Origin of the sequence: Microbacterium sp. NPDC087591 (genome assembly GCF_044743625.1) — a bacterium.
In the GTDB taxonomy this organism is placed as follows: Bacteria; Actinomycetota; Actinomycetes; order Actinomycetales; family Microbacteriaceae; genus Microbacterium.
In genome coordinates this window covers 579,776-604,706 of the sequence record NZ_JBIUWU010000003.1, presented here as the reverse complement: position 1 = coordinate 604,706, position 24,931 = coordinate 579,776, and the positions used below count along the sequence as shown (strand labels likewise).

Annotated in this window: 26 protein-coding genes and 1 tRNA gene; 14 read left to right on the top strand and 13 right to left on the bottom strand. The window is 70.0% G+C overall.

Annotated elements, in window-relative coordinates:
- Positions 1-17: 17 nt before the first annotated feature.
- Entirely contained in the window at positions 18-1,457 is a 1,440-nt protein-coding gene (locus ACIOVG_RS17500) for a DUF6421 family protein (protein ID WP_400876280.1), read from the bottom strand.
- A gap of 72 nt (positions 1,458-1,529) precedes the next feature.
- Between ACIOVG_RS17500 and ACIOVG_RS17495 the strand changes: the two genes are divergently transcribed.
- The 3 genes from ACIOVG_RS17495 (at position 1,530) to ACIOVG_RS17485 (ending at position 3,426) form a co-directional block, all read left to right on the top strand.
- Entirely contained in the window at positions 1,530-2,000 is a 471-nt protein-coding gene (locus tag ACIOVG_RS17495; protein ID WP_400876277.1) for an Lrp/AsnC family transcriptional regulator, read from the top strand.
- Positions 2,001-2,077: 77 nt separating this feature from the next.
- Positions 2,078-2,368 (top strand): DUF4287 domain-containing protein, encoded by a 291-nt coding sequence (locus tag ACIOVG_RS17490; RefSeq protein WP_400876275.1) that lies wholly within the window; start codon positions 2,078-2,080, stop codon positions 2,366-2,368.
- 77 nt (positions 2,369-2,445) lie between these two features.
- Complete coding sequence (locus tag ACIOVG_RS17485; protein ID WP_400876272.1) at positions 2,446-3,426, top strand: 1,4-dihydroxy-2-naphthoate polyprenyltransferase; 981 nt, start codon at positions 2,446-2,448, stop codon at positions 3,424-3,426.
- Positions 3,427-3,606: 180 nt separating this feature from the next.
- On the opposite strand, the gene ACIOVG_RS17480 is transcribed toward ACIOVG_RS17485, so the two are convergent.
- Complete coding sequence (locus tag ACIOVG_RS17480; protein WP_400876269.1) at positions 3,607-3,954, bottom strand: DUF4229 domain-containing protein; 348 nt, start codon at positions 3,952-3,954, stop codon at positions 3,607-3,609.
- A gap of 28 nt (positions 3,955-3,982) precedes the next feature.
- The gene (locus ACIOVG_RS17475) at positions 3,983-4,843 is read right to left on the bottom strand and encodes a hypothetical protein (protein ID WP_400876267.1); all 861 of its coding nucleotides are present in this window, start codon (positions 4,841-4,843) and stop codon (positions 3,983-3,985) included.
- A gap of 154 nt (positions 4,844-4,997) precedes the next feature.
- Here ACIOVG_RS17475 and ACIOVG_RS17470 point away from each other — a divergent pair, with 154 nt between their 5' ends.
- The 5 genes from ACIOVG_RS17470 (at position 4,998) to ACIOVG_RS17450 (ending at position 10,896) form a co-directional block, all read left to right on the top strand.
- A complete protein-coding gene (locus ACIOVG_RS17470) occupies positions 4,998-5,978 on the top strand; it encodes a glycosyltransferase family 2 protein (protein WP_400876265.1) in 981 nt (326 codons plus the stop codon).
- Complete coding sequence (locus tag ACIOVG_RS17465) at positions 5,975-7,336, top strand: polysialyltransferase family glycosyltransferase (protein ID WP_400876262.1); 1,362 nt, start codon at positions 5,975-5,977, stop codon at positions 7,334-7,336. The genes ACIOVG_RS17470 and ACIOVG_RS17465 overlap by 4 nt, the downstream gene beginning before the upstream one ends.
- Complete coding sequence (locus tag ACIOVG_RS17460; RefSeq protein ID WP_400876259.1) at positions 7,333-8,517, top strand: cytidylyltransferase domain-containing protein; 1,185 nt, start codon at positions 7,333-7,335, stop codon at positions 8,515-8,517. Before ACIOVG_RS17465 ends, ACIOVG_RS17460 begins: the two co-directional genes overlap by 4 nt.
- A gap of 94 nt (positions 8,518-8,611) precedes the next feature.
- Positions 8,612-9,484 carry an N-acetylneuraminate synthase family protein gene (locus ACIOVG_RS17455; protein ID WP_400876256.1) on the top strand — a complete coding sequence of 291 codons (873 nt, stop codon included), beginning with the start codon at positions 8,612-8,614 and terminating at the stop codon, positions 9,482-9,484.
- Positions 9,481-10,896, top strand: coding sequence for a DUF6716 putative glycosyltransferase (locus ACIOVG_RS17450; protein ID WP_400876254.1), 1,416 nt, complete (start codon positions 9,481-9,483; stop codon positions 10,894-10,896). The genes ACIOVG_RS17455 and ACIOVG_RS17450 overlap by 4 nt, the downstream gene beginning before the upstream one ends.
- Before the next feature lie 4 nt (positions 10,897-10,900).
- On the opposite strand, the gene ACIOVG_RS17445 is transcribed toward ACIOVG_RS17450, so the two are convergent.
- On the bottom strand, positions 10,901-11,500 hold the full coding sequence (locus tag ACIOVG_RS17445; protein WP_400876251.1) for a TetR/AcrR family transcriptional regulator: 600 nt from the start codon (positions 11,498-11,500) through the stop codon (positions 10,901-10,903).
- A gap of 99 nt (positions 11,501-11,599) precedes the next feature.
- Here ACIOVG_RS17445 and ACIOVG_RS17440 point away from each other — a divergent pair, with 99 nt between their 5' ends.
- From ACIOVG_RS17440 to ACIOVG_RS17425, 4 genes are all read left to right on the top strand, one after another.
- Positions 11,600-12,313 carry an SDR family oxidoreductase gene (locus ACIOVG_RS17440; protein ID WP_400876248.1) on the top strand — a complete coding sequence of 238 codons (714 nt, stop codon included), beginning with the start codon at positions 11,600-11,602 and terminating at the stop codon, positions 12,311-12,313.
- 38 nt (positions 12,314-12,351) lie between these two features.
- Positions 12,352-13,350, top strand: a complete 999-nt coding sequence (locus ACIOVG_RS17435; protein ID WP_400876246.1) for an NADP-dependent oxidoreductase — start codon at positions 12,352-12,354, stop codon at positions 13,348-13,350.
- A 151-nt stretch (positions 13,351-13,501) separates the two neighbouring features.
- Positions 13,502-13,577 (top strand) — tRNA-Met (locus ACIOVG_RS17430).
- A gap of 102 nt (positions 13,578-13,679) precedes the next feature.
- Positions 13,680-14,327, top strand: a complete 648-nt coding sequence (locus tag ACIOVG_RS17425) for a DUF1275 family protein (RefSeq protein WP_400876244.1) — start codon at positions 13,680-13,682, stop codon at positions 14,325-14,327.
- Here the strand turns inward: ACIOVG_RS17425 and ACIOVG_RS17420 are convergent.
- A complete protein-coding gene (locus tag ACIOVG_RS17420; protein ID WP_400876241.1) occupies positions 14,287-14,682 on the bottom strand; it encodes a MerR family transcriptional regulator in 396 nt (131 codons plus the stop codon). The genes ACIOVG_RS17425 and ACIOVG_RS17420 overlap by 41 nt on opposite strands.
- 173 nt (positions 14,683-14,855) lie before the next feature.
- On the opposite strand from ACIOVG_RS17420, the gene ACIOVG_RS17415 reads away from it, so the two are divergent.
- Together ACIOVG_RS17415 and ACIOVG_RS17410 are read left to right on the top strand one after the other, a co-directional pair.
- The gene (locus tag ACIOVG_RS17415) at positions 14,856-15,140 is read left to right on the top strand and encodes a hypothetical protein (RefSeq protein ID WP_400876238.1); all 285 of its coding nucleotides are present in this window, start codon (positions 14,856-14,858) and stop codon (positions 15,138-15,140) included.
- Positions 15,141-15,173: 33 nt separating this feature from the next.
- Complete coding sequence (locus tag ACIOVG_RS17410) at positions 15,174-15,602, top strand: Hsp20/alpha crystallin family protein (protein ID WP_247631135.1); 429 nt, start codon at positions 15,174-15,176, stop codon at positions 15,600-15,602.
- Between the two features lie 119 nt (positions 15,603-15,721).
- On the opposite strand, the gene ACIOVG_RS17405 is transcribed toward ACIOVG_RS17410, so the two are convergent.
- From ACIOVG_RS17405 to ACIOVG_RS17370, 8 genes are all read right to left on the bottom strand, one after another.
- Positions 15,722-16,381 (bottom strand): dihydrofolate reductase family protein, encoded by a 660-nt coding sequence (locus ACIOVG_RS17405; RefSeq protein WP_400876235.1) that lies wholly within the window; start codon positions 16,379-16,381, stop codon positions 15,722-15,724.
- Between the two features lie 108 nt (positions 16,382-16,489).
- Positions 16,490-17,380 carry a siderophore-interacting protein gene (locus tag ACIOVG_RS17400; RefSeq protein ID WP_400876232.1) on the bottom strand — a complete coding sequence of 297 codons (891 nt, stop codon included), beginning with the start codon at positions 17,378-17,380 and terminating at the stop codon, positions 16,490-16,492.
- Positions 17,377-19,185, bottom strand: coding sequence for an ABC transporter ATP-binding protein (locus ACIOVG_RS17395; protein WP_400876229.1), 1,809 nt, complete (start codon positions 19,183-19,185; stop codon positions 17,377-17,379). The genes ACIOVG_RS17400 and ACIOVG_RS17395 overlap by 4 nt, the downstream gene beginning before the upstream one ends.
- Positions 19,178-20,818, bottom strand: coding sequence for an ABC transporter transmembrane domain-containing protein (locus ACIOVG_RS17390; RefSeq protein ID WP_400876226.1), 1,641 nt, complete (start codon positions 20,816-20,818; stop codon positions 19,178-19,180). The genes ACIOVG_RS17395 and ACIOVG_RS17390 overlap by 8 nt, the downstream gene beginning before the upstream one ends.
- Positions 20,815-21,603, bottom strand: coding sequence for an ABC transporter ATP-binding protein (locus tag ACIOVG_RS17385; RefSeq protein WP_400876223.1), 789 nt, complete (start codon positions 21,601-21,603; stop codon positions 20,815-20,817). The genes ACIOVG_RS17390 and ACIOVG_RS17385 overlap by 4 nt, the downstream gene beginning before the upstream one ends.
- 11 nt (positions 21,604-21,614) lie before the next feature.
- Positions 21,615-22,751 (bottom strand): FecCD family ABC transporter permease, encoded by a 1,137-nt coding sequence (locus ACIOVG_RS17380; RefSeq protein ID WP_400876221.1) that lies wholly within the window; start codon positions 22,749-22,751, stop codon positions 21,615-21,617.
- Positions 22,748-23,821, bottom strand: a complete 1,074-nt coding sequence (locus tag ACIOVG_RS17375) for a FecCD family ABC transporter permease (protein WP_400876219.1) — start codon at positions 23,819-23,821, stop codon at positions 22,748-22,750. Before ACIOVG_RS17375 ends, ACIOVG_RS17380 begins: the two co-directional genes overlap by 4 nt.
- An 8-nt stretch (positions 23,822-23,829) precedes the next feature.
- A complete protein-coding gene (locus ACIOVG_RS17370; RefSeq protein ID WP_400876216.1) occupies positions 23,830-24,897 on the bottom strand; it encodes an ABC transporter substrate-binding protein in 1,068 nt (355 codons plus the stop codon).
- Positions 24,898-24,931 lie beyond the last annotated feature (34 nt).

The following is a 24,931-nucleotide window of genomic DNA, read 5'->3' as shown; positions in this document are numbered from 1 at the left end:
CCTCAGGCGCGTGACGGTCAGTCGTCGGTGCCGCGGATGCCGACCGTCGACTCGATGACGGGCTTCATCTTCTTGTCGAGGGTCTCGAAGAACATCGACAGCGGGAACTCGTCGTCCATCACGGCATCCGTATAGCCCTTCGGCGCGCCGGCGAGGATCTCGTCGGACAGGCCGCGCGCCCACTGCGACGCCGGGTGTGGCGTGAGCGTGCCGCGGACGAGCTCGTAGGCGGCGAGCCAATGTGCGACCTTCGGACGGTCGATCGAGTGCCAGTACAGGTCGTCGATCGCGTCGCCCAGCGCCACGACGGCGTCCGGCACGTTCTCCCAGTCGAAGGCGAGAGCGGTGTCGGTCCAGTGCAGCACGCCGCGCTGGTGCAGCCAGGCGAACAGCAGCTGGCCGCCGACCGCGTCGTAGTTGCGGGTGCGGGTGCCCGTGATCGAGAAGCGGAAGATGCGGTCGAAGATCACCGCGTACTGCACGAGGTGCGCGTAGTCGTGCATCTCCTGTTCGGTCTCGGTGAGCTCTTCGCCGGCGGCGATGCGGGCGGCGAGAGCGCGCTCGATCTTCACCGATTCGCGGAACGCGGTCATGTCGCAGCGCATCTCCTCCAGCGAGTAGAGGAAGAACGGCATCCGCTGCTTGATCATGAACGGGTCGAAGGGCAGGTCGCCGCGCATGTGGGTGCGGTCGTGGATGATGTCCCACATCACGAAGGTCTTCTCGGCCACCTGCTGATCGTCGAGCATCGCGGCCGCGCGCTCCGGCAGATCGAGATTCGTGATCTCGGCGGCGGCGCGGGTGACCCGGCGGTACCGGGCTGCCTCGCGGTCCTGGAAGATCGCGCCCCACGTGAACGACGGGATCTCGCGCATCGCGACGGTCTCGGGGAAGAGCACGGCGGAGTTGGTGTCGTAGCCGGGCGTGAAGTCCACCAGGCGCAGCGAGACGAACAGCTTGTTGCCGTAGTCGCCGGCTTCGAGCGCCGCGATGAACTCCGGCCAGATCGTCTCGACGATCAGGGCCTCGACGAGGCGGTCACTGGATCCGTTCTGCGTGTACATGGGGAACACGACCAGGTGACGGATGCCGTCGACGCGGTGCTGCTGCGGCTGGAAGGCCATGAGCGAGTCGAGGAAGTCCGGAACGCCGAAGCCCGAGGCCACCCAGCGGTCGAAGTCGACGATCGAGGCGGACAGGTACTCCGCGTCGTGCGGGAAGGCGGGGGCGAGAGCGCGGATGGCTGCGGTGATGGCGCCAACGAGATCGCGTGCGGTGGCGTGGTGCGCGGCATCCGGAATGGAGCCGTCCTTGATCTGGAACTCGCGGATCGCGATCGCGGCGTCCTTGAGCTGGGCCCAGGCGCTCGACTGCTCGGCGAGAGAGGCATCCTCGACGACCTCGGGTTCGCCGACGATGGCCTGTGCAGCAGAGCTGTGGGCGGAAATGATGGACATCGGGACCTCCGATCATGCGGCATGCCGGAAACTTTCCGGTCATAACGGGATACTGACGATAATCTTACATCCATGGATGATTCTGTCGACCGCGCGATCGTCGCGGAGATCGCTCGTGACGGACGCGCGACGCTCTCCCAGCTCTCGGATGCCGTCGGCCTCTCGGTGTCGGCCGTGCAGTCGCGGCTCCGGCGGCTCGAGACCCGCGGCGTGATCACCGGCTACCGCGCGATCCTCGACCCCGAGCTGGTGGGCACGCCCCTCTCCGCCTTCATCGAGATCACCCCGCTCGACCCTGCGCAGCCCGACAACGCCCCCGAGCTGCTGGAGCACCTCGACGCGATCGAGGCCTGCCACTCCATCGCCGGTGATGCCAGCTACATGCTCTTCGTGCGTGTGGCTTCGCCGCGCGCGCTGGAGGAGCTCGTCCGCGACATCCGCACGGCGGCATCCGTCAGCACTCGCACGACCGTCGTGCTGCAGACCTACTACGAGCACCGGCCGATCCTGCCCCTCGGCGCCGAGGACGCGATCGAGGCCTGACGGGTGCTCTGTCGGCATTGTCATCCGCTGCGTACTCGGCCATGATGGCTGTCGCACCGCTGAACACAGGAGACCTCATGTCCTTCCAGGCTTACCTCGACAACATCGAGACCAAGACCGGCCTCACCCCACGCCAGTTCATCGAACTCGCGAAGGAGAAGGGCTTCGACGAGACGACCAAGGCGACGCCGATCGTCGCGTGGTTGAAGGAGGAGTACCAGCTGGGCCAGGGTCATGCGATGGCGCTCGTGCACGTCATCACCAAGGGGCCGAAGATCGGCGAAAAGCACGTCGGCAAGCCCGGTGCGCACGGTGACAAGAGCGACACGCTCTGGCTCGACGGCAAGGACTTCAACCCCGACGCCTGAGGTCGCGCGCCGAGTCCGCGCGCGAAGCCGCGTCTCGGTCGAGGGGCGTCATCAGCGCGCCCAGTAGGATTCCGAGCGTGGCAGCATCGTCGAAGCGCAAGAGTTCTGCGCGCACCAAGAGCACCCCGCGTACCCCGAGTCGCACCAGCGGCAACCCGGCCCGACGCCCCATCGTCGAAGCCGGACCGGTCACGGCGGGGGACTGGATCGGCGCTGCGCGACTGCGCACGCTGCCGCTCGCCGCGGCTCCGGTCATCATCGGCTCCGGCGCGGCGCGCAGCACGGGCCCGGAGTTCCACTGGGTGATCGCCCTCGCGTGCCTCGCCGTCGCGGTGCTGTTGCAGATCGGCGTGAACTTCACGAACGACTACAGCGACGGCATCCGCGGCACCGACGCCGTGCGCGTGGGGCCGGCGCGACTGACCGCCTCGGGACGCGTGAAGCCCCGCACCGTGTTGATCATCGGGCTGAGCTTCTTCGCCCTCGCGGCTCTCGTCGGCCTCGCGATCGTCGTGCGCACCGAGCAGTGGTGGATGCTGGCGGTCGGCGCGGCATGCATCGTGGCCGCGTGGTTCTACACCGGCGGCAAGCGGCCCTACGGCTACGCGGGTCTGGGCGAGGTCTTCGTCTTCGTGTTCTTCGGCCTGGTCGCCACCCTCGGCACCACGTGGGTGCAGGTCTTCGAGCTGCCGCAGCAGGCCTGGCTCGGAGCGGTCGCCGCGGGCCTCTTCGCCTGCGCCGTGCTGCTGGCCAACAACCTGCGCGACATCGATCAGGACCGTGAGGTCGGCAAGCGCACGCTCACCGTGCTGATCGGCCGCCGCGCGACCCAGGTGCTGTTCACGCTGTTCCTCCTGGCGCCGTTCGGGATCGCCGTGGTGCTCGCGCTGGTGTTCCCGATCGCCTGGATCTCGCTCCTGGCGCTGCTGGCAGGGCTGCCCGCGGTGCTGATCGTCTGGACGTACCGTCAGCCGCGCGAGCTCGTCATCGCCCTCGCGCTGACCTCGCTGACGTCACTGCTCTACGCCGGCGCGCTGTTCTGGGCGTTCGCCGGCTGACACGCGCTGCGGCAGCGGCATCCTGCCTCGCCGAGGCGGGGCACTGGGCGCAACCGGCCGCTTCGTGCTCCTGATGGCGACCAGCTGAGTCCCGTGGGCTCGGGGAGTGGTCGCGAATGGTCGCCACAAGGGTGCGGATGCGACGATGTGCGACCAGTCGGTCGCGGGTAGCGCAACCGGTCAGTCGCGGGCAGTGGTGCCATCCTCCACGACGGCATCCTCGGCTGCGGCACCTTCGGCGGCCGCGCCTTCGGCTGCCGCGTCCTCGACGGCGGCGTCCTCTGCATCGGCGTCGGCCTGGCGTGCGGAGGTGCGTCCCTCGCGGCGCTCATGCAGCTCGGCGGATGCCTTCGACAGCGGCGCGCGCAGGAAGAGCATCGAGATGCTGGTGCCGATCAGCGCGGCGAAGATCGCGGCGAGCCACCAGAACTCCCGGAAGATCGGGAAGAAGAACCACATGATCGCGAGGGGGATGAGGAACGCCAGCAGCCGCAGCACGGTGTAGACGAGGAGAGGTGCAGGCTTCACTCCACCAGTCTAAACGCGCGGCCACAGCTCAGCCTTCGAGCCCGATCCGTGCGAAGGGGATGCCGCGGACCACGCGCTTGCGCGGATGCTCGCCCAGCGACCACAGCATCCGCCCCTCGGGGTCGAGCGCCAGGTCCTCGCAGCCGACGGGCAGCCGGTACGTGTGCGGGGTCAGGGCTCCGACCGGTCCTGACCACAGCGTCCCCGGTCGCATGCCGTCGGACTGCGACACGAAGACCCGGTCGCCCCAGCGCACGGCACCCTGCATGTGGCCGATGCCCGGCACGAACCGGTCCTTCTCCTCGAAGCCGCCCTCCACGCCCTCGGGGAGGGTGAACTCGCCGACACGTCCGCGGTCGTCCGAGGAGAACTCGCCGATCAGCACCTGCGGCGGGGAGGTGCCGTCCTCGTCGTAGAGGCGGCCGAGGAAGGAGCAGCGCAGGGCGACCGGGTGCACCCGCGTGCGCACTGCCACGAGCGACCTCGCGCCGGGGCGGCGTCCGGAGATCCCGCGCACACGTCGGGCGACGGCGCCCCGCACCTCGCGCACATCGCCGAGGTCGAACTCCCAGATGCCCTGCTTGGTCGCTGCGACGAACAGCCGATCGCCGAACCACGCGATCCCGCCGGTGTGGATGCGGGCGGGCTGCAGCTCTCCGTCCTCTTCGATCGCGAGCGCGATGTCGATGTGGCGGGAGCGCTGCAGATCGATCAGTACGACACGGGAGGCGAGGTGGCTGCCGCTGCGGTCCTGCCGGAACCAGCTCACCGCGAGAGTGCGTCGACCGCGCCAGGAACCGACGTCGATTCCCTGCGGATACCAGCGGGTGGTCCAGGCGCGGGCGGTCACCCAGCGGAACTCGTCCGTCTCGCGCACGCGTCGCCGCATCGGGCGACCGTGCGAGTGCCGAGACCAGAGCATCTGTCCATCGTCGCCGATCCGTGCGGGTCCCGGGACCAGGACACCCCGTGTTCACCGCGGCGTCGGCATCCGGCCATGCACAGCTGGGAACATGCCGACACCGTCAACCCCCGGGAGTCCCGTGCGCAGACCGCTCGTCACCGTCATCCTCCCCGCGAAGGACGCCGACGCCTACATCGCGACGACGCTGGAGACCCTGCTGCGGCAGTTCGAGGATCCTTCTGCGCTCCAGCTCATCGCGATCGACGACGGTTCTCGCGATGGGACCGGCGACCTCATGCGTCGTTATGCGGCCCGCTTCCCGAACTCCGAGGTGATCGTGAATCCTGCACCGCGGGGTCTCGCGAGCGCGCGCAACCAGGGGCTCGCGCTGGTCGAGGCCGAGGCGTTCTGCTTCGTCGACGGTGACGACTGGATGCAGCCGGGGCGCCTGTCGGTGCTGGCGGCGCGGCTGCGGGACCTCGGTGCCGATTTCCTCCGCACCGACCATGTCACGGTGCGTGACGGGGTGCGCGCGCTGGTGCGGGCACCGCACCCGTGGCGCGAGCAGGTCGTGCCGCCGCGCGAGGCGATCCTTCCGGACGCGGAGTCGACGATGGTGGACTACCCGTTCGCGTGGGCGGGGATCTTCCATCGCCGTGTGATCGATCACGGCCTGGCCGGGTTCTCGCCCGGACTCTTTACTGCGGAGGACCGGCCCTGGATCTGGCGGCTGCACCTGCAGGCGGAGTCCTTCGCGGTGGTGGATGCCCCCGCCCTGCTCTATCGTCGCGGCGTCGCGACCTCGCTCACCCAGGTGCACGACCGGCGACAGCTGGACTTCGCCACGGCCATGAAGGAGGTCATCGACTTGGTCGAGATCGATCCGGAAGCGGAGAGGTTCCTGCCCAAGGCGGTCTGGACGGCGCTCGCGCTCAGCTGTCACCATCTGGTGCGCTCGCGACAGATGCCCCGGGCGCTGCGCTCCGAGATGCGTGCCGTCATCCGCGACCTCCTGGAGCGGCTGCCCCATGCCGAGGTCGTCTCGGCGGTCGAACGCTTCGAGGGATCCCGTCGACGTGTGCTCGCCCCGAGCCTGCGCAGAGCAGGGCACACGCGATGACCCAGGTGTTCGCGCTGCACAGCGCCTACGGACTCGCGACGGCCGTCGCGGCGCTCGACGAGGGAGTGCTCGGCGAATCCGACGATCGCCTTCTCGTGACGATCGACTCCGCACGCGTCCCCGAGACCGTGGTGGGTATCGGCGTCGACCCGACACTGCAGTCGCTGCGCGGACGGTTCGACCGTATCGAAGACCTCGGCGCCCTGCTCGGGCCCCTGCATCCGAATGAATGGCGGCCGAGTGACGCGGACCTGCCGATGCTGGAGAAGCTGCTCACCCGCGTCTGGGGAATCGACCCCGACGACGTCGAGCTGTTCGTGCAGAGTCCGCAGATCGCGCCCGCTCGCACGCTGATGTCGATCTTCCCGCTGGCGCGCATCACGGTCGTCGGAGACGGACTGATGACCTACTCGCCGATGCGCGTGGCTCTCGGCCGTTCGGTCGCCGCGCGGATCGGGCAGGTCGTCTACGCCGACGTCGTGCCGGAGGTGCACCCTCTGGTCGGCGGGACCACCGCGACACCGCGCCCGATTCCCGCCGCCGCCTTGCAGCGGGTGCTGCGGGAGACCGACGATGGCGACCCGGTGACCGACTCGGCGGGTGCGGTCCTGGACGACGATGTTCCCACCGTGCTGGTGCTCGGCCAGTACCTGTCCGCGCTCGGCCTGCTGACGATCCAGGAGGAGGCGACGCTGCATCGCGACCTGATCGATCAGGCCATGCGCTGGTCTCCGCGGCGCGTGGTGTTCAAACCGCACCCGGCAGCGCCTCCTCTGCAGAACGACGTCGTCCGCGACCGGGCGCTCTCACACGGTGTGGAGTTCGCCGAGTACCGCGGTGCGCTCAGCGCCGAGGTGCTTGCGGAACGGATCGGGGCGACCGCTGTCGTCGCCGTGTTCTCGACTGCCGTGCCCACAGCGCGTGCGGCGCTCGGTCTTGCCATCGGATCCGCCGGAACCGCCGAGCTGCTGACCGCGCTGACCGCCTTCGAGAACAACAATCGCGTGCCGATCGTGATCGTCGATGCGCTCACCCGCGAGGCCTCTCCCTACGCGGACCCCGCACGGCTCCAGCTGTTGATCGACGCGGTCGGGTACGTCATGCAGCCCGAGAACGCCGCGCATCTCAGGCCCCGTGCGGAGGCGTTTCTCCGTGAAGCGGCGCCGGCGGAACGCGATCGCTACTTCACGCCGGAGAGGCTGTCCGCCCTGCGCCTCCCGGGTGCCCCCGTCGAGGCGTGGCTACGGCGGATGCGACGTGGCAGCGGCGGTGTGGGACGGGTCGAGCGCTGGCGACTGACGGCCGTGGGGGTCAGGAACCGTGCCCGGCGAGCATGGCGGGAGATACGAGGACGATGATGACAGACGCTTCGGCGGGCTCCACGAGGACCACGGCTGCACGCACGGTGGCGATCATCCCGGCGCGCGGCGGCTCGAAGGGGGTGCCGCGCAAGAACCTGCAGCGCGTGGGCGGCGTGGCACTGGTCGCGCGCGCCGTCAGAGCTGCGGCTGCGGCCGGCGTCGACCTGGTGGTCGTGTCGACCGACGACGAGGAGATCGCCGGTGTCGCGGCATCCGCGGGCGCACGCGTGATCCGTCGCCCCGCCGAGATCTCGGGTGACACGGCGTCGTCGGAGAGCGCGATCCTGCACGCCCTCGACGAGCTCGAGAACGGCGGCGAGCACTACGACATCGTGGCGTTCCTGCAGGCGACGTCGCCGTTCATCCCGAGCGACGCGCTCGCCGCAGCCGTCGCCGACGTCGCGGCCGACCGCGCCGACAGCGTGTTCTCGGCGTACGAGACCTACGGATTCCTCTGGCGCCAGGCTGCCGACGCGCAGGCGGTCGCGCTCAACCATGAGGCCGCCCATCGCCCCCGACGCCAGGACCGGGAGCCGCACCACCTCGAGACCGGCGCGTTCTACGTGTTCCGGGCCGAGGGGTTCCGTGAGAGCCGGCATCGCTTCTTCGGCCGGGTCCGCATCGCCGAGGTGCCGGAGTGGTCGGCGATCGAGATCGACGACGAGCAGCAGCTCGGGATCGCCCGGGCGCTCGCGGTGCGGCATGACGTGGTCGAGGCGATCAGCGTGCAGGCGGTGGTGACCGACTTCGACGGCGTGCACACCGACGACACCGCCCTCATCGATGCGGACGGGCGGGAACGTGTGCGGGTGAGCCGCGAGGACGGGATGGGGGTCGCGCTGCTGCGGCGGGCGGGACTGCCCATGCTGATCCTCTCCACCGAGGTCAACCCGGTGGTGCGGTCGCGGGCCGAGAAACTGCGCGTGCCCGTGCTGCACGGCATCGACGACAAGGAGTCGGCACTGCGCGGATGGGCGGAGGAGGTCGGTGTCGCGCTCAGTGACATCGCCTACCTCGGCAACGACGTCAACGACCTTCCGGCGATGCGGATCGTGGGGTGGCCCGCGGCCGTCGCCGACGCGCATCCGCTCGTGCTCGAGGAGGCGCGCATCGTGCTCACCCGCCGCGGTGGGCACGGGGCCGTGCGCGAGCTCATCGAGCGGGTGTTGTCGAGCTGACCGGTGCCGGTCACCCTCTGGTCGCACGTCGTTCACCCGCGAGGCGTAGCCAGGAGGGGCGGGGAATTCAGACCGCTCGACGACCGGAGGAATCATGACTGTCAGCATTGGATCGCGCGTCATCGGAGGCGGACGTCCCGCCTACGTCATCGCCGAGATCGGCCTGAATCACAACGGCGATGTCGACATCGCCAAGCAACTGATCGACGTCGCCGCGCGAGCGGGCGCGGATGCGGTGAAGTTCCAGAAGCGCACCCCCGAGATCTCCACGCCGGAGCACATGCGCGACGTGCCGCGGGACACCCCCTGGGGCACGATGAGTTACCTGGATTACCGCCGCCGGGTGGAGTTCGGGCGCGATGAGTATGTCGCGATCGGCGACCACGCGACGCTGCAGGGCCTGGACTGGTTCGCCTCGCCGTGGGACGTTCCGAGCGTCGACTTCCTGGAGGATCTGAATGTGGTGGCCCACAAGGTCGCCTCGGCCAGCCTCACCGACATCGAGCTGCTGCAGGCGCTGCGAGCGACCGGCAAGCCCGTGATCCTCTCCACCGGCATGTCGACGATCGCGCAGATCGACCGCGCGCTCGACACGCTCGGCACCGACCGCGTCGTGCTCATGCACGCCACCTCGACGTATCCGCTGGAGCCGGAGGAGGCGAATCTCCGGGCGATCGCCACGCTGCGCGACCGCTACCCCGGCATCCCGATCGGCTACTCCGGCCACGAGCGCGGACTGCAGATCTCGCTGGCCGCCGTGGCGATCGGCGCCGTGGCGGTCGAGCGTCACATCACTCTGGACCGCACGATGTGGGGATCCGACCACGCGGCCTCGCTGGAGCCGACCGGACTCGAGCACCTCGTGCGCGACATCCGCGTGATCGAGACGGCCCTGGGTGACGGCGTCAAGCGCGTCTTCGACAGCGAGCTGGCCCCCATGGCGAAGCTGCGCCGCGTCCCCGCATGAGCGGAGAGCGCCTGAGCGGCGACGGTTGGAGTCGCGACGGTCTGCGGGTCGTCGCGATCGCCGATGCCGATTCGTTCGTGAAGTGGTCGGCGTCGCTGCTCGGTGCGGTGCCCGGCATCCGTGCGCACCTGCTGCTGGTGCGCACGCCTCTCGCCGCGAGCGTGGCACAGCAGCGGACCGCTCTGGCCGGCACCGGGCTGCCCGCCGAGGCGGTCACGCGGGTGCGCTTCACCGACGTGCAGGCCTGGCTGGAAGGGCAGCGGCCCGACGTCGTGCTGCTCGCCGGACGCGGGCCGTTCGTACGATTGCTGGGGCGGGTGATCGACGCGCTCACACACCGGCCGGTCACGATCTCCGGGCTTCCCGGCATGGCGATCCCCGCGCAGCGTGGCGCGCTGGACTACCGCCGCCACACCGATCTGCTCATCCTGCACTCCCACCGCGAGGAGCGCGCCTTCGCGGAGCTGGGGCGACGCATCGGTGTGACGCTCCCCACCGCGCTCGCGACACTGCCCTTCGCGCGGCGGCGACAGCGGATGCTCACCCCGAAGCAGGTCCGCGTGGACTCGGTGGCGACGAGCCAGGGCGGGGTCGTGGTGGCCGAGCGTCCGTCGCCCCCCGTCGCGGTGCGGCCGGCGGCGACGGACATCGTGTTCGCCGCGCAGGCACTGGTGCCGGTCGAGCGCGCGGAGCGTGCGGAGATCGCGGCGATGCTGGTGCGCACCGCCGAGGCCGATCCGGGAAGACGCGTGGTCGTGAAACTGCGTTCACGACCCGGCGAGTCCGAGACGCATCTCGAACGCACCCCGTATGCGGACCTGCTGCCGGAGCGGCTCCCCGACAACCTGGTCTTCTCGTACGACTCGATGGCCTCGGCGCTCGACAGCGCGGCCGGGCTCGTCACCGTGAGCTCGACGGCCGCGATCGAGGCGACGGCGCTCGGCATCCCGGTGATCGCGCTCGACTCGTTCGGTGTGAGCAAGAGCCTGTTGAACACGGTGTTCGTGGGGAGCGGGTTGCTCGGAGGACGGAGCGAGGTCGTCGCGGGGAGGTTCCGGCATCCGCATCCGGACTGGCTGCGCGACAACTACTTCCACCCCGAATCCGACTCCACATGGTGGGAGCGCGTCGAGCAGCTCGTCGCCCTCCGCCGCGCGGGGGCTTTGCCCGCGAAGCGTGTGCCGACGGCACGCGGCGGCGCGCTGCATGAGGCGTGGCATCGGGCGAGCGTGCTCGGCGCCGAAGACCGCACCGTGCGGGGAGCAGCGGCACTCGCGGTCGGGGTTCCGGTCACGGGTGCGCTCGCCGCGGTGCGCCGGAGACGTCAGTCGGCCGACGGCGGCACCTGGTCCGACGCGTCCACGGACTACACGCTCGAACCGAACCCCTTCCAGGACTCGATCCGACGGTAGGTGACTAGCGGGCGAGCAGGGCGCCGATCTGTCGGCGCACGTCGTCGGCGAGTTCGTCGACGGTGAGGCCGACGTTGAGGCTTGCTCCCAGTGTCAGGAACATGATGCCCGAGATGATCCGCGCCAGCGATGCGGCGTCGTCCTCACCGACCGCCGGGTCGCGTCGCAGGATCGCGGCTGCCGCATCCTCCGTGGCCGCGACGATGCGAAGCGCTTCTGCGTGAGGAGCGTCCGATGGATCGCCGAACACCATCTCGCGCAGGTAGACGCGCCCGTTGTCGATCTGCACGCGGTTGCACTCGATGATCGGACGCAGCAGGGCCATGAGCGCGTCGAGGGGATCGGAGATGCGCGCGGCCATCGCGATCCCCGACTCGAGCGCGACGGCGTAGTGGGTGTTCTGCGCCAGCAGCAGCAGCTCGCCCTTGGTCTTGGCGTAGAGGAACAGCGTGCCGGTGCCGACATCCGCCCGCTCGGCGATCTGCTGCGTCGTGACGTCGTCGATACCGTGGTCCGCGAAGAGCTCGGACGCTGCCGCGGTGATGCGCGCGAGCTTCTGCTGCTTGTTGCGCTCGCGGCGGCCCACGGCTGCGTCGGACGACATGGAACCTCCGGGAATAGAAACTGAGTGCGCTCAGTTATGAGTGGAGTCGCTTACGTGCGCACTCAGATATCCATTGTCGCAAAGAAGAGAGAACAGTCCATGCCTTCACTCACCGGAGCCGTCGTCCTCATCACCGGAGCGAACGGAGGCATCGGCACGCAGTTCGTCGCCGAGGCGCTTGCGCGCGGTGCCGCCAAGGTCTACGCCACGGCCCGCACGCCGCGGACCTGGGAGGACGAGCGGGTGGTGCCCCTGGTCCTCGACGTCACCGATCCCGCATCGATCAGTGCCGTCGTGGAGGCGGCCCCCGACGTGACCGTGCTGATCAACAATGCGGGGGCGTCCGTGTCCACGCCCGGCATCCTGACCCATTCGGATGACGACATCCGCAGCAACGTCGAGACCAACTTTCTCGGGCCGCTGTTCCTCGCGCGCGCTTACGCCCCGTTCCTTGCCGGTCGCCCCGGTGCCACGATCATCGACATCCATTCCGCGCTCTCGTGGTTCGCGGTCGCCGGCATCTACAGCGCCACCAAGGCGGCGCTGTGGTCGGTGACGAACTCGCTGCGCCTCGAGCTGGCGCCGGCCGGGGTGCACGTCGTCGGAGTGCACGTCGGCTACGTCGACACCGCGATGGCCGCGCACGTCGACGACCCGAAGACCGACCCCGCCGAGCTGGTGCGCGCCGTCCTGGACGCGACCGAGCGTGGCGAGTACGAAGTGCTCGCCGACGAGACCTCGGTACAGGTCAAGGCGGGCCTGAGCGCGCCGCTGGAGGCGCTCTACCCGCAGCTCCGGGCTGCGTCGGCCTGAGCCGCCACCGTCGATCGAGCACGGGAGAGTACGGAGTCATGCGCGCATTCGTCGTCGAGAAGTACAAGCAGCCCCTGGTCCTCAGAGACGTTCCGGAACCCGTCGTGGGGGAGCGGGACGTGCTGGTGCGGGTCGAAGCGGCCAGTCTCAACCAGCTGGACGAGAAGATCCGCAGCGGCGAGTTCGCGCAGATCCTGCCCTACGCGCTGCCGGTGGTCCTGGGCAACGACCTGGCCGGCACGGTGATCCGTGTCGGCCGGCTGGTGCAGCGCTTCCAGCCGGGGGATCGCGTCTTCGCGCGCCCGGACGACTCCCGCATCGGGACCTTCGCCGAGCGGATCTCGGTCGCGGAGGCCGACCTCGCCGTCGTGCCGACGAGCATCTCGATGGTCGAGGCGGGCTCGCTGCCGCTGGTCGCGCTCACGGCGTGGCAGGCACTGGTGGAGCGCGGCGGGGTGGGTCCGGGGCAGAAGGTGCTCATCCATGCGGGTGCGGGGGGAGTCGGTTCGATCGCGATCCAGCTCGCTGCACATCTGGGGGCGACGGTGGCGACCACGGCGAGCGCGGCGAACGCCGAGTTCGTGCGCGAGCTCGGCGCCGACGTCGTGATCGATTACCGCGCGCAGGACTTCGCGGAGGAGCTGTCGGGCTACGACCTGGTGCTCGACAGCCTCGGCGGCGAGAACCTCGAGAAGTCGCTGTGGGTGCTGAAGCCGGGCGGCACGGCGATCGGCATCTCCGGACCGCCCGATCCCGCGTTCGCCGCCGCGCGGGGCATGAATCCGTTCCTGCGGCTGGCGATCGCCGCGCTCAGCCGCAAGATCCGTCGGCACGCGAAGAAGCTCGGTGTGACGTACGAGTTCCTGTTCATGCGGGCCGATGGCGCGCAACTCGGCGAGATCGCCGCCCTGGTCGATCAGGGCGTGCTGCGGCCGGTGGTCGCGCAGACGTATCCGTTCGCGCGACTGCCGGAAGCGCTGGCCGGGCTCGCCGGAGGAGGGAGCCGCGGCAAGACCGTGATCACACTCGCCGACTGAGCGGGCGCGCGGCATCCGCCCGTCCGGATGCCGCGCGCTGGTGCCCGACCCGTCCCGGTCGATGACACCCTGCGTCATCCGTCGACTCATGGCGTTATCTCGGGCGTCGTCCCTGGCTTTGCAGATCACGGCCCGGTAACGTCGTCCTCATCGCGGCGATCCGGGCGGTCCCGGGCCTCAGTTCATACCTGGTGGCGTTGCGGGTTCGACTCCCGCCGTCGCGTCCATTTCGGAAGCCCCGCTCGTCCTGTCGGTTCAGGCGGCGGGGCTTTCTCCTTCGACGGCTGCGATGGCACGGACTCCTAGACTCGCAGCATGAGGCTCCTGGCATGAGAGACGTGACACGTCGCGGCCTGCTGCTCTCGTTGCTGCTCGGCGGTATCGCGGGATACGTCGACGCCATCGGGTTCATCGAGACGGGCGGCCTGTTCGTCTCGTTCATGAGCGGCAACTCCACTCAGGCGGGTGTCGAGGTCATCGCGCAGGGCGCGGCGGTCGTGCTTCTGCCGCTCTCGCTCGTCGCGGCTTTCGTCGTCGGCGTCGTCGCCGGGGCGCTCGTCGGTCGGCACGGGCAACGGCGCGCAGGCCCCGTGGCCGCATCCGCAGCCGCCGTCGCGCTCAGCGCCGCGCTCTCTTTCCTGCTGCCCGACGGACCGTGGCGGTTCCTGCTGCTCGCAGCGGCGATGGGGGCGCTGAACACCCTGTACCTCTCGGAGGGGCGAGCGCGGGTCGCGATCACCTATGCCACGGGCACGCTCGTGAGCCTCGGGCTGGCGCTCGCGGCGCTGGTCACAGGACGCTCGCGTACCGCGTGGCAGCGTCCCCTGTTGTTGTGGGGATCGCTCGCGGGTGGCGCGGTGGTGGGAGCTGCCGCTCATCGGCTCGGAGGAGGGGTGGCCCTCCTGATCGCCGCCGTGGTGCTGACTGCGGTGGCGATCACGTTGGCCGCGCGCCCTCCGTCGTCCGCGCGACCCTGACCCGTCGATCCGCCCGCTTCTCCCGGTGTCGCGTCAGGGGGGCGGGGTCGTCCTGGTCGAGGGCGTCGGGTCGGGGATCTCGTCGGTCGAGCGTCGCCCTGAGCTGCGCATTCTCATCCTCGAGGCCCATGACCGCTCTGATGCCGGCGAGATTGATGCCGTCGGTCTGGTGGTCGGCGATGCGGCGCATGCGGTCGATGTCATCCGCGCTGTAGCGCCGGGTTCCGCCGTCGGTGCGTGCCGGGAGGACCAGTCCCTTCCGCTCGTACAGCCGCAGCGTCGCCGGGGGCAGGTCGAGGAGCTCGGCCGCGACGCTCATCGTGTACACCGGCACGGCGCGGGAAGTCGGGTCCATGAAGAGAGCATCCCCCATGGGCTTGCATTTCGTCAAACCTCGGTGTAGAAAATATGCATCAGTTGATCCAGATCTATCCGGGTCGCGATGCCACGACTCACGGGCACCGCGACGGCAGGCGACGACAGGTATGGAGGTGATCGCGTATGGCGGCGATGTGCCAGGCGGATGACATGCAGGTGACTGCTGCGCAGGACGCGTTCGCGGACATCGTGTCCGCGGATGCGGAGTGGGTCGCGTCGGAATTCGCGCAGATCGTGGCCGTCCTGGTGGCCGAGTCCACGGCGACCGCCACCGTGCCGCGCCCCGCAGACGAACGCGGTGCTCTCCGGGGCCGCCGAACAGCACCGGTCGTGGATCTGTGGGTCCGCGCGCTGTCCGAACGGGTGAGGGCGCCTCCGCGTGGGGCCGCCGCGCGCGGCCGTTCTCATCACCCGCTACGACCGGACGGCTCCTGACGCCGTCCTCCATTGGAAGGAGAATCTTTCACCATGTCGATGTCATTTGATCCTTTCAGCCAGCTGGATCGAATCGCCCAGAGCGTGTTCGACACCAGTCGGCAACCGCGCCTGATGCCTGTGGACCTGTTCCGTGAAGGCGACCGCTACGTCCTCAACGCCGATCTCCCCGGGGTGGACCCAGGGTCGGTGGATGTCGACGTCGACGGCCACCTTCTGACGATCCGCGCAGAACGCACCGAGGCGAACCGTGACAACTCGCGCTGGCTGGCACAGGAACGCCCGTTCGGGTCCTACGTCCGCCGCTTCACGATCGGTGACGACGTAGACGCGCAGGGCATCAGCGCCACATACGACAACGGCGTGCTCAGCGTGGTGATCCCGATCGCCGAGCGTGCCAAGCCGCGCAAGATCCAGATCGATTCGGTCGGCTCTCACAACGCCAAGGCAGTGACGGCCTGACCTGTCAGGGCTCGCGTGAACGAGCCCTGACGTTCCGTGGGTGGTCGCAGCAACACCGCGACCACCCACGGGTGGCGTGACGCCTCGCGACCTGACGACCCCTCCCGGTCGTCAGGTCGTCACCGTGCGGATCGCCGCGTGAACACCAGGTGCACGACGCCGGAGGGTGACGGCGTCGCCTCGATGTCGAAGCGCTCCTCGAGTCCTTCCAGTCCGTCCCACAGGCGTTCGCCTCGGCCGAGCACGATCGGCACGAGCACGATGTGCAGGTGGTCGATCAGGTCGGCAGCGAGGAACTGCCGCACGGTGTCGACGCCTCCGCCGATGCGGATGTCGCCATCGCCGGCCAGAGCACGCGCCTGGGCCAGTGCGTCGACGGGGTCGGCATCGACGAAGTGGAACGTGGTGCCACCCGCCATCTCCAGCGTCGGCCGCGGGTGATGCGTCAGCACCACGACCGGGGTGCGGAAGACGGGCTCATCGCCCCACCACCCCTGCCACTCCTCGTCTTCCCATGGTCCACGCTGCGGGCCGAACTTGTTGCGCCCCATGATCTCCGCGCCGATGCCGGGTCCCCACTGGCGGGCGAACGCATCGTCGACGCCGGTGGAGCCGGGGGTCGGACCCGGCAGTCCCATCTCGCGGAACGTGCGCGTGCCGAACGCCCACTGCATCAGGCGCGAGTCGGCGTGGCCGAACGGCGCCTCGAGGGTCTGCCCTTCGCCGGCGCCGAAGCCGTCGAGCGAGACCGAGAAGTTGTGCACGCGGACGAGGGACATGTCATCTCCATGGGCTTGTCGGGTGTGCGACAACGGTACGGCGAAGGCGCCGCGCGCAGCAACAGATGCCGGCGCGGCGCCTCACAGAGCCTCAGTGCCGCCGAAACCTCAGAGCCCGAGCTGGTCGAGCCTCTCCTCGAACCGCACCTGCACGTCTTCCGGCTCGTCATCCTCGATCTCGCTCCAGATCGCGTCGAGCTCCTTCTGCACCGAGGCGGGCAGCGCGGCGAACTTCTCGTCCCACGCGGCGATCGGGGTCCAGTAGCCGACGACCTTGAAACGCGTCGCGGGCAGACCGAGCTCCTTGCGCAGGTACTTGCGCACATCGCGCAGCGCGACCGTCTCGCCGGCCACCCAGACGTATCCCTCGTCGAGGGCGAGGCGCTCGTCGACGATGCCGCGCACCAGCTGCCCGAGCGCGCTCGGCCCGTGACCGTTGCCGCCGACGACCCAGGTGACCTCCACGTCGCCGCCGACCTCGAACGCGATCTGATCCTGCGCGCTGGGCACCTCGAGCACGATCCGGGTGCGCACGCCCTCCGGTGCCTCCGCGGCGATGCGCGCGACCGCGGGCAGACCGGTCAGGTCGGCCACGAGCACCTGCCAGGTGATGTCGGCCGGGGGTGCGTACAGGCCGGTCGGCGCATTCAGCCCGAGCACGTGGCCGGGCTTCGCGCGCGCGGCCCACGGACCGGCGACCCCCGCCTCGTGGATGACGAAGTCGATGTCGAGCTCGCCGGCATCCGGCCGCACGCCGCTGACCGTGTACGTGCGCATCGGAGCCTCCGGCGCCCCCTCCGGCGTCTCCCACCAGTCGCCGGCCGGCACGGGCAGCGAGACGTCGGTGGGATCCTCTCCATGCGGGAAGAACACGCGCACGTACTCGTCGCCGATGCCGGTGCTGAGGAAGTCGGCGACGCCCTCGCCGCCGAGGGTGATGCGCACCAGGTTCGGGGTGAGGGTGGCCGTGCTGCTGACGATGCCGCGGTGGATGCTCACGGAGTCTCCGTCTCTTCGTTCGGGGTGGGGGAGTGAGTGGGGGTGGTCGGGGCGTGCGCGGTCTGGGCGAGCCAGGAGTCGCGGTAGAGCCCCTCGGTGGCGAGGAGCTCCTCATGCGTGCCGCGCTGGGTCGGGCGCCCGTCGGCGAACACGACGATCTGCTCGGCCGTGACGGCCTGCTGCAGCCGATGCGCGATGAGCAGCGCCGTGCGGCCTCTGCGCAGCGCCGAGATGGCATCTTCGACCGCGTCGCGGTGATGCAGTCCGACGTCGGCGGTCGCCTCGTCGAGGATCACCACGGAGGGGTCGGCCAGGAACGCCCGTGCGACGGCGAGCTGCTGGATGCGGCCCTCGTCCATCGGCACTGCGGGCTCATCCGACGAGTCTGCGTCGCCGGCCCCGCGGTTCAGCGCGTCGACCGCCCACTCCGCCCCGACCGCCCGCAGCGCGGCGACCAGCTCGTCATCACTCGCCTTCGGCGCGACCAGTCGCAGGTTGTCGGCGATCGTGCCGCGGAACCGGTGCAGCTCCTGCGACAGGTAGTACGGCGCGTCCGTGGTCGAGGCCAGGTGCACGCTGCCCGAGGTCGGCGGGTGGTGGCCGGCGATCACCCGGGCGAGGGTGCTCTTGCCCGACCCCGAGGGGCCGACCAGCGCAGCGGTCGTGCCGGGTGCGACGTGCAGGGTCACGTCGCTGATGCCGCGACCGGTGGTGGGGTAGTGGAACGTGAGGTCGCGCACCTCGATGCCGGCGGATGCCGTCGGCGCTGCATCCGGGTCGGCGGCCTGCGCCCCCGAGCTCGCCGGGGCGAGATCGATGACGCCCACGAGGCGGGCGAGCCCGATCGTCGCGCGCTGGATGTCGTCGAGCCCGAAGATCAGCTGACCGACCGGCCCGAACAGGCGGTGGAAGAGCAGAGCGGCGGTGGTGACCATGCCGACCGTGACCGCGCCGGCCGACTGCAGCAGGAACCCCGTGCCGAGGATCGCGGCCAGCCCGACGAGCTCGCCGCCGTTGATCCACCGGAACAGCCGGTTCGTCACGCGCACGCCCTCGATCTGCATCCGGATCGAGGCCTCAGCCCGCTCGGACACGCGGGCGAGTGCGTGCTCCTGCTCGTTGAACGCGGTGAGGGTGTCGATGCCCTCGACCGCGTCGAGCACGGCCTGACTGCGCGCGGCCTCGCGCACGCGCACCTCGCGGAACACCACGCGCGACCTGCGCAGGAACGCCCGGGTGCCCAGCACGTAGAGCGGCGCGGATGCGACGCCCGCCAGCGCGAGCCAGGGGTCGAGTGCGGTCAGCGCGACCACCGAGACGGCGATCGCGAAGGCGGCGGACAACAGGGTCGGTGCGACGTTCCCTCCGGCCTCGGCTACGGCGTCGACGTCGCCGGTGACGCGCGAGAGCAGGTCGGCGCTCTCGCCGTCGTCGACCGTGCTCACCGGCAGGCGCATGGCCGAGGTGAACACGTCTTCGCGCAGGGTGGCCAGCATGTCCTGCACGAGACCGGTGAGCACCCGCACCGCCCACAGCATCACGACAGCGGCACCGATCGCACCGGCGCCGGCGCCCACGACCCATCCGGTGATGGTCGCGAACCCGGCGTCGGATGACACGGCGTCGACGATTCGCCCCAGGCACGCCGGCATCACGATCCCGAGAGCGGAGGCGGCGAGGAACAACACGGCGACGCCGGTCGCCCTGCCCGGATGCTGCCGCAGCAGCGTCCCGACCGCGGCGCGCACGCGGGCGCCGGAGGCGATCGGCAAGAGGGGTGCGGGGGTGTCGATGGCGTCACTCATGCCGAGCATCCGATCCGTGAGCGGGGAGTTCGATGACCCGGTCGCACGCGCCGAGCAGCACGGGTGACGTGGTGATCACGATGACGGTGTCGGCGTGTGCCGCGAGCGCTCGCGCGATGTGCGCCTCGGTGACGGCGTCCACCGCCGATGTCGGCTCATCCAGCACGAGCACGTCGGCATCCGCATGCAGCGCCCGCGCGATCCCGATGCGCTGACGCTGTCCGCCGGAGAGACGTCGACCGGCTTCGCCCACCTGCGACTCCCACCCGCCGACCTGCACGACGGTGTCCTGCAGCGCCGCCATGTCGACGAGTGCGGGGTGCGGTGTTCCGTCGACACCGTGTCCGCGCACGGCCTCACGCAGCGTGCCGCTGACGATCGTCTGGCCGTGCGGCGGAGCGACGACGCGGCGGCGGTACTCCACCGGATCCCACTCCGTCAGGTCTCGCCGTTCGCCGTCGACGGCGAGCTGGACCCGGCCGCGCTGAGGCGGGGTGCGCAGGCCGAGAACCCGGGAGAGGTCCCGCGCGCTGTCGCTGTCGGCGGGGCGGATGCCGAGCAGCTCCCCCTCTCGCACCTCCACGCGCGACTCGTACGCCGCGCCCGCACGGAAGGCCAGCACGATGTCATCCGCCGGATCTGCGCGACCCTCGTGTGCGACCGGGGCATCGAGCAGGTCCCCGGCATCGATGACCTCGGCGAGTCTCTTGGCCGAGGCAAGCTTGTGGATCCAGTTCGAGGGGAACGAACCGGCGTAGGCGAGGTAGCCGCTGATGAACTGGGCGAGGCCGAGCACGGTGACCAGCTCGCCGATGCTGATGCGGCCCTCGGCAGCGAACCAGGCCGACATGCCGGCGAGTGCTGTGGTGGCGACCGCGGCCAGCGTGCTGCTGATCGCCTCGTACGAGGCGAGGGACCGACCGGCGGCGGTGGCAGCGCGACGGGAGGCATCGCTCGCGGCGACGTAGCGCCGCACGGCCTCCTCGCGGGCGCCGATGCCCACGAGCACCCGGAAGCCGCTCATGAAGTCGGCGGCGACGGCCCCGGCCTCGGTGGCCGCGTGCTGCTCGGCGAACCCACGGTGCTCGAGCGGACGCGACACGACCTGCATCACGAACATCATCGCGATCGTGGAGCCGAACACCACGAGAGTCGCGACCGGCGAGATCACCAGCATCGCCAGCCCGGCTCCGATGATCGCGGCGATCGTGGAGCACTGCTGCGCCACCGACCAGGCGACACCTGCCACGCGATACGTGTCGGAGGTCACGAAGGTCAGCGCCTCGCCGGGCGTCATCGCCCGGCGGGAGAGCCGGGGGCGCAGCATCCGCGACAGGGTGAGGTGGCGCAGCGCCTGCTCGCCGTACCCGTAGATCGAGACCATCAGGCGCGATGCCGACTGGTAGCTCGCGGTCAGTACCAGGAACGTCGCCACCAGCACGCCGATCCAGAGCGCGAGCGCGACCGGATCGGCTGGCAGCACGGCACGGTCGATGGTCGCACCGATGATGACGGGGATCGTGGCCTCCGCCAGTGCGTGCACGATGAGCAGAGCCGTCGCTCCGGCCAGGGCGATGCCGCGTCCCTCCGCCTTCAGCGCGATCCCGAAGAGCCGCCGCGGGGTGCTCGTCACGGCGTCCTCCGACCGAGAGGGAGCACGAGCGGCGTGCCCGAGACGGGGTCGGTGATGACCTTGCACGGCAGGTCGTACACCGCCTGCACGAGCTCAGCCGTGATGATCTCGCGCGGGTCGCCCTGCGCCACGATGGCCCCGTCGCGCATCGCCACGAGGTGGGTCGCATAGCGCGCGGCGTGGTTGAGGTCGTGCAGCACGGCCACCAGGGTGGTGCCGCTGCGGTGCAGATCCGCGAACAGCTCCATCAGATCGATCTGGTGCGCGATGTCGAGGAAGGTCGTCGGCTCGTCGAGCAGCAGGTGCGTGGTCTGCTGGGCGAGGGCCATCGCCACCCACACGCGCTGTCGTTGGCCGCCCGAGAGCTCGTCGACAAGTCGGCGGGACAGATCGGTCACCCCGGTTGCCGCCATCGCCTCGGAGACGGCGCGCTCGTCGGCGCTGCTCCAGGTGCGCAGGGCGCTCTGGTGCGGGAACCGTCCTCGTCCGACGAGGTCGGCGACCGTGATCCCATCGGGGGCGATGGATGCCTGGGGGAGGAGGCCCAGCTTGCGGGCCGCCTCCTTCGGCTTGAGGGAGCGCAGCTCGGCGCCGTCGAGCAGCACGGCTCCGGTGGTCGGACGCAGCAGCCGGGCGAACCCGCGGAGCAGGGTCGACTTGCCGCATGCGTTCGGTCCGATGATGATCGTGAACGAGTCGTCCGGCACCTCCAGCGACAGGTCGGAGATGATCGGGGTGTCCCCGTAGCCCAGCGTGATGTCGCGGGCCAGCAGCGAAGCGGTCATGCGTGTTCCTTTCAGGTGCGGCGCGCGTACTGGGCGGCCAGCAGCCAGGCGAGATAGAGTCCGCCGACCGAGACCGTCACGACGCCGACGGGGACGGCGACGAGCTGGGCGACCGCGTCGGAGACCACGACGAGGGCGGCGCCGGTGAGCATCACGGGCATGGTGCCCATCGGGGTGTTCGAGCGGGTGAGGCGCTGCGAGATCTGCGGAGCCGCGAGCGCGATGAACGAGATGGGACCGGCGGCCGCGGTGACGAGTGCGACCAGGGCGACGCCGAAGACCATCGCCGCGAGCCGGGTGCGACCAGGGCCGATACCCAGCGCGGTGGCCGCGTCGTCGCCCATCTCGAGCACCGGCAGCGTGCGGTTCAGCGGCAGCGACAGCAGGGTGACGATCGCGAACACGATCGCGGCGGGGATCAGCTGGTCGAACCCGAGCGAGGCCAGCGAACCCGCTCCCCAGGTCGCGGCCATCATCGCCTTCTCGACGCTGACCGAGATCAGGATCCAGGAGGTGAGCGATCCGAGCCCGGCCGAGACGCCGATGCCGACGATGATCAGGCGGAACGACGACAGGGTGTTCTTGTTCGCCAGCACGTACACGAGCAGCGCGGTGATCAGACCGCCGACGAGCGCACCCACGGCTTTGAACATGTAGGTGTTGAGTTCCAGCACCACCATCATGAGCGTCACGCCGAACTGCGCGCCGATGCCGAAGCCGATGATGTCGGGGGAGCCGAGCGGATTGCGGGTGAGCGACTGGAAGATGCCGCCGGCGAGGGCGAGAGCCGCGCCGCAGAGCACCGCGAACAGCACGCGCGGCAGCCGCCACTCGAACACCACCTGGCGGATGTCGGGGTCCGAGGACGGGTCGACGATGGCGCGGATGACCGAGCCGAAGTCCACCTCGTAGGCTCCGATCGTCATCGACGCGAGACCCGCGGCGATGATCACGACGGCCAGCACGGCGCAGACCACGATCGAGCGCACCGGGATGAGCGTCGCGATGCGCGCGGTCTCGATCCGGATCTGCCGGCGTCCGTGATCGACGGGGGTGAACTCCGCGCCGTCGGGGGCTGCGGTGGTGGCGGCTGCGGTGGTGGCGGCTGCGGTGGCGGTGGCGGCGGTGGGGCGCTGATCGATGCTCACAGTCCGCTCACCCGCTTGCGGCGCACGAGCGCGATCAGGAGCGGGGCGCCCAACAGCGCGGTGACGATCCCGACGCGGAGCTCGCCGCTGGGAAGCACGATGCGGCCGATGATGTCGGCGAACAGCAGGAAGGATGGACCGATGATCATCGAGTAGGTCAGCACCCAGCGCTGATCCGGGCCCGTGAACCAGCGGACGATGTGCGGGATCATCAGTCCGACGAAGGCGATGGGACCGGCGGCGGCGACGCTCGTGCCGGCCAGCAGGGTGACCGCGATGATCACCAGCACGCGCGTGACCTGCACGCGGGCGCCCAGCGCCTGTGCCAGGTCGTCGCCGAGTGCCAGCGCGTTCAGAGAGCGAGCGCACAGCAGCCCGATCAGGAGGCCGGCGACGATCAGCGGCGCCGCCCAGGCGAGCTGGTCGAGGGTGCGCCCGCCGATGGAGCCGACGCCCCAGAAGCGCATGACCTGGAGGGTGCCCAGATCGCGCAGCACGATCGCGGTGGTGAGGCCCGTGAAGGCGGCCCCGAGGGCGACCCCGGCGAGCGTCAGCTTCATCGGCGTGGCGCCGGAGGCCCCGAACGAGCCCAGCGTGTAGACGAGGATCGTGAGCACGAAGGCGCCGGCCAGAGCGAAGGGCACGTAGGCGCCGGGCGTGGTCAGGCCGAGCACGCCGACCGCGAAGGTGACGGCGAAGGACGCACCGGCGTTGACACCCAGGATGCCGGGGTCGGCGAGGGGATTGCGGGTGAAGGCCTGGATGAGACCGCCGCACACCGCCAGAGCGGCGCCGACGACGATGCCGAGCAGCGTGCGGGGAACACGCAGCTCCATGACCATGAGGTGCAGCGCGTTCTCATCGTCGTAGGCGAAGAGGGACTGCAGCACCGTGACGGGATCGATCGCGCGGTTGCCGACCGCGAGCGAGGCGACGGTGGCGAGCACCAGCACCACCGCCGAGACGATCAGTCCCACCACCATCGTCCCGCGCCGGTGCGGGGAGCCGTCTGCACGACCACCCGCACCTGTGTTCGAGACGTCCGTGCCGTCTTCCGTCGCCAGGGACATCTCGCGCGTCACTCTCCCGCGATGGTCGGCTCGCCCTGCAGCGCGGCTGCGAGGTCGTCGACGTACGTCGGGAGGATGTACTTCAGCGACAGCACGGTCGGAGCGCTGATCGCGGAGGCCTCTGCGGCATCCGCGTAGATCACGTAGGAGCCGTTGGCGATCGGGTTCCAGCGCGAGACGACCTTGTTCTCGACCGTGTACTCGCCCTCGGCGGCGGTGCTGCCCCAGGCGGCGAACAGGTCGGCCTGCACGTCGTACAGCTTCTCCAGGCTGACGCCGGTGTACCAGTTGTCGCCCTCGGCGCTCGCGAGGAAGCTGTCCATCGAGGAGGTGGAGGTGAAGCCGAGCGCCTCGGTGATGCGCACGCGGGGGTCGTACTCCAGGTAGACGCCGAGATCGGTGCCGCCCTCGTTCAGGGTCAGGCCCCACACGAAGGTCTTGTCCTGGAACTCGGGGTGCTCGCCGGCGAGGGTGGTGATCTGCTCCTCCGTCTCGGCGATCAGCTCCTCGGCCTTCGCATCCTCCGAGAGAGCCTTGCCGACGGTGCGCGTCATCCCCTCCCAGGTGCCGGGGTTCCAAGGGCCTTCGATGTACGGCACGGTCGGCGCGATCTCGCTGAGGCGCTCGTACTCGATGTCGCTCACGCCGGAGTACAGGCTGAGGATCAGATCGGGCTTGAGGGCCTTGATCGCCTCGTAATTGGGGCCGTCCTCGGTGAACGGGATGATCTCGGGGGTCTCGCCGTACTCCTCGGTGACGAAGTCCTCGAACCAGGGCTGGTAGCCGCTCTCGCCGGCGCCCCAGACCTCTTCGATGCCGACGGGATTGGTGCCGAGGGCAGCGACGATGTCAGGCGTCATCCAGCCGAGGGCGACGACGCGCTGGGGCTTCTCGGGGATCACGGTCTCGCCGTGGCCGTGCTCGATGACCACGCCGTCGGTAGACGTCGACGACGGGGCGGATTCGGCGTTTTCGCCTGTGGTCGAGCACCCGGCCAGGGTGAGGGCGGCGGCGATGGCCGCGGCGACGAGCGCAGAGCCTCGTCGGATCTTCGGGCGCGCGAGAGCGTGCGACATGGTTCTCCTTCAGAGAGATGGGGAGGGGAGTGCC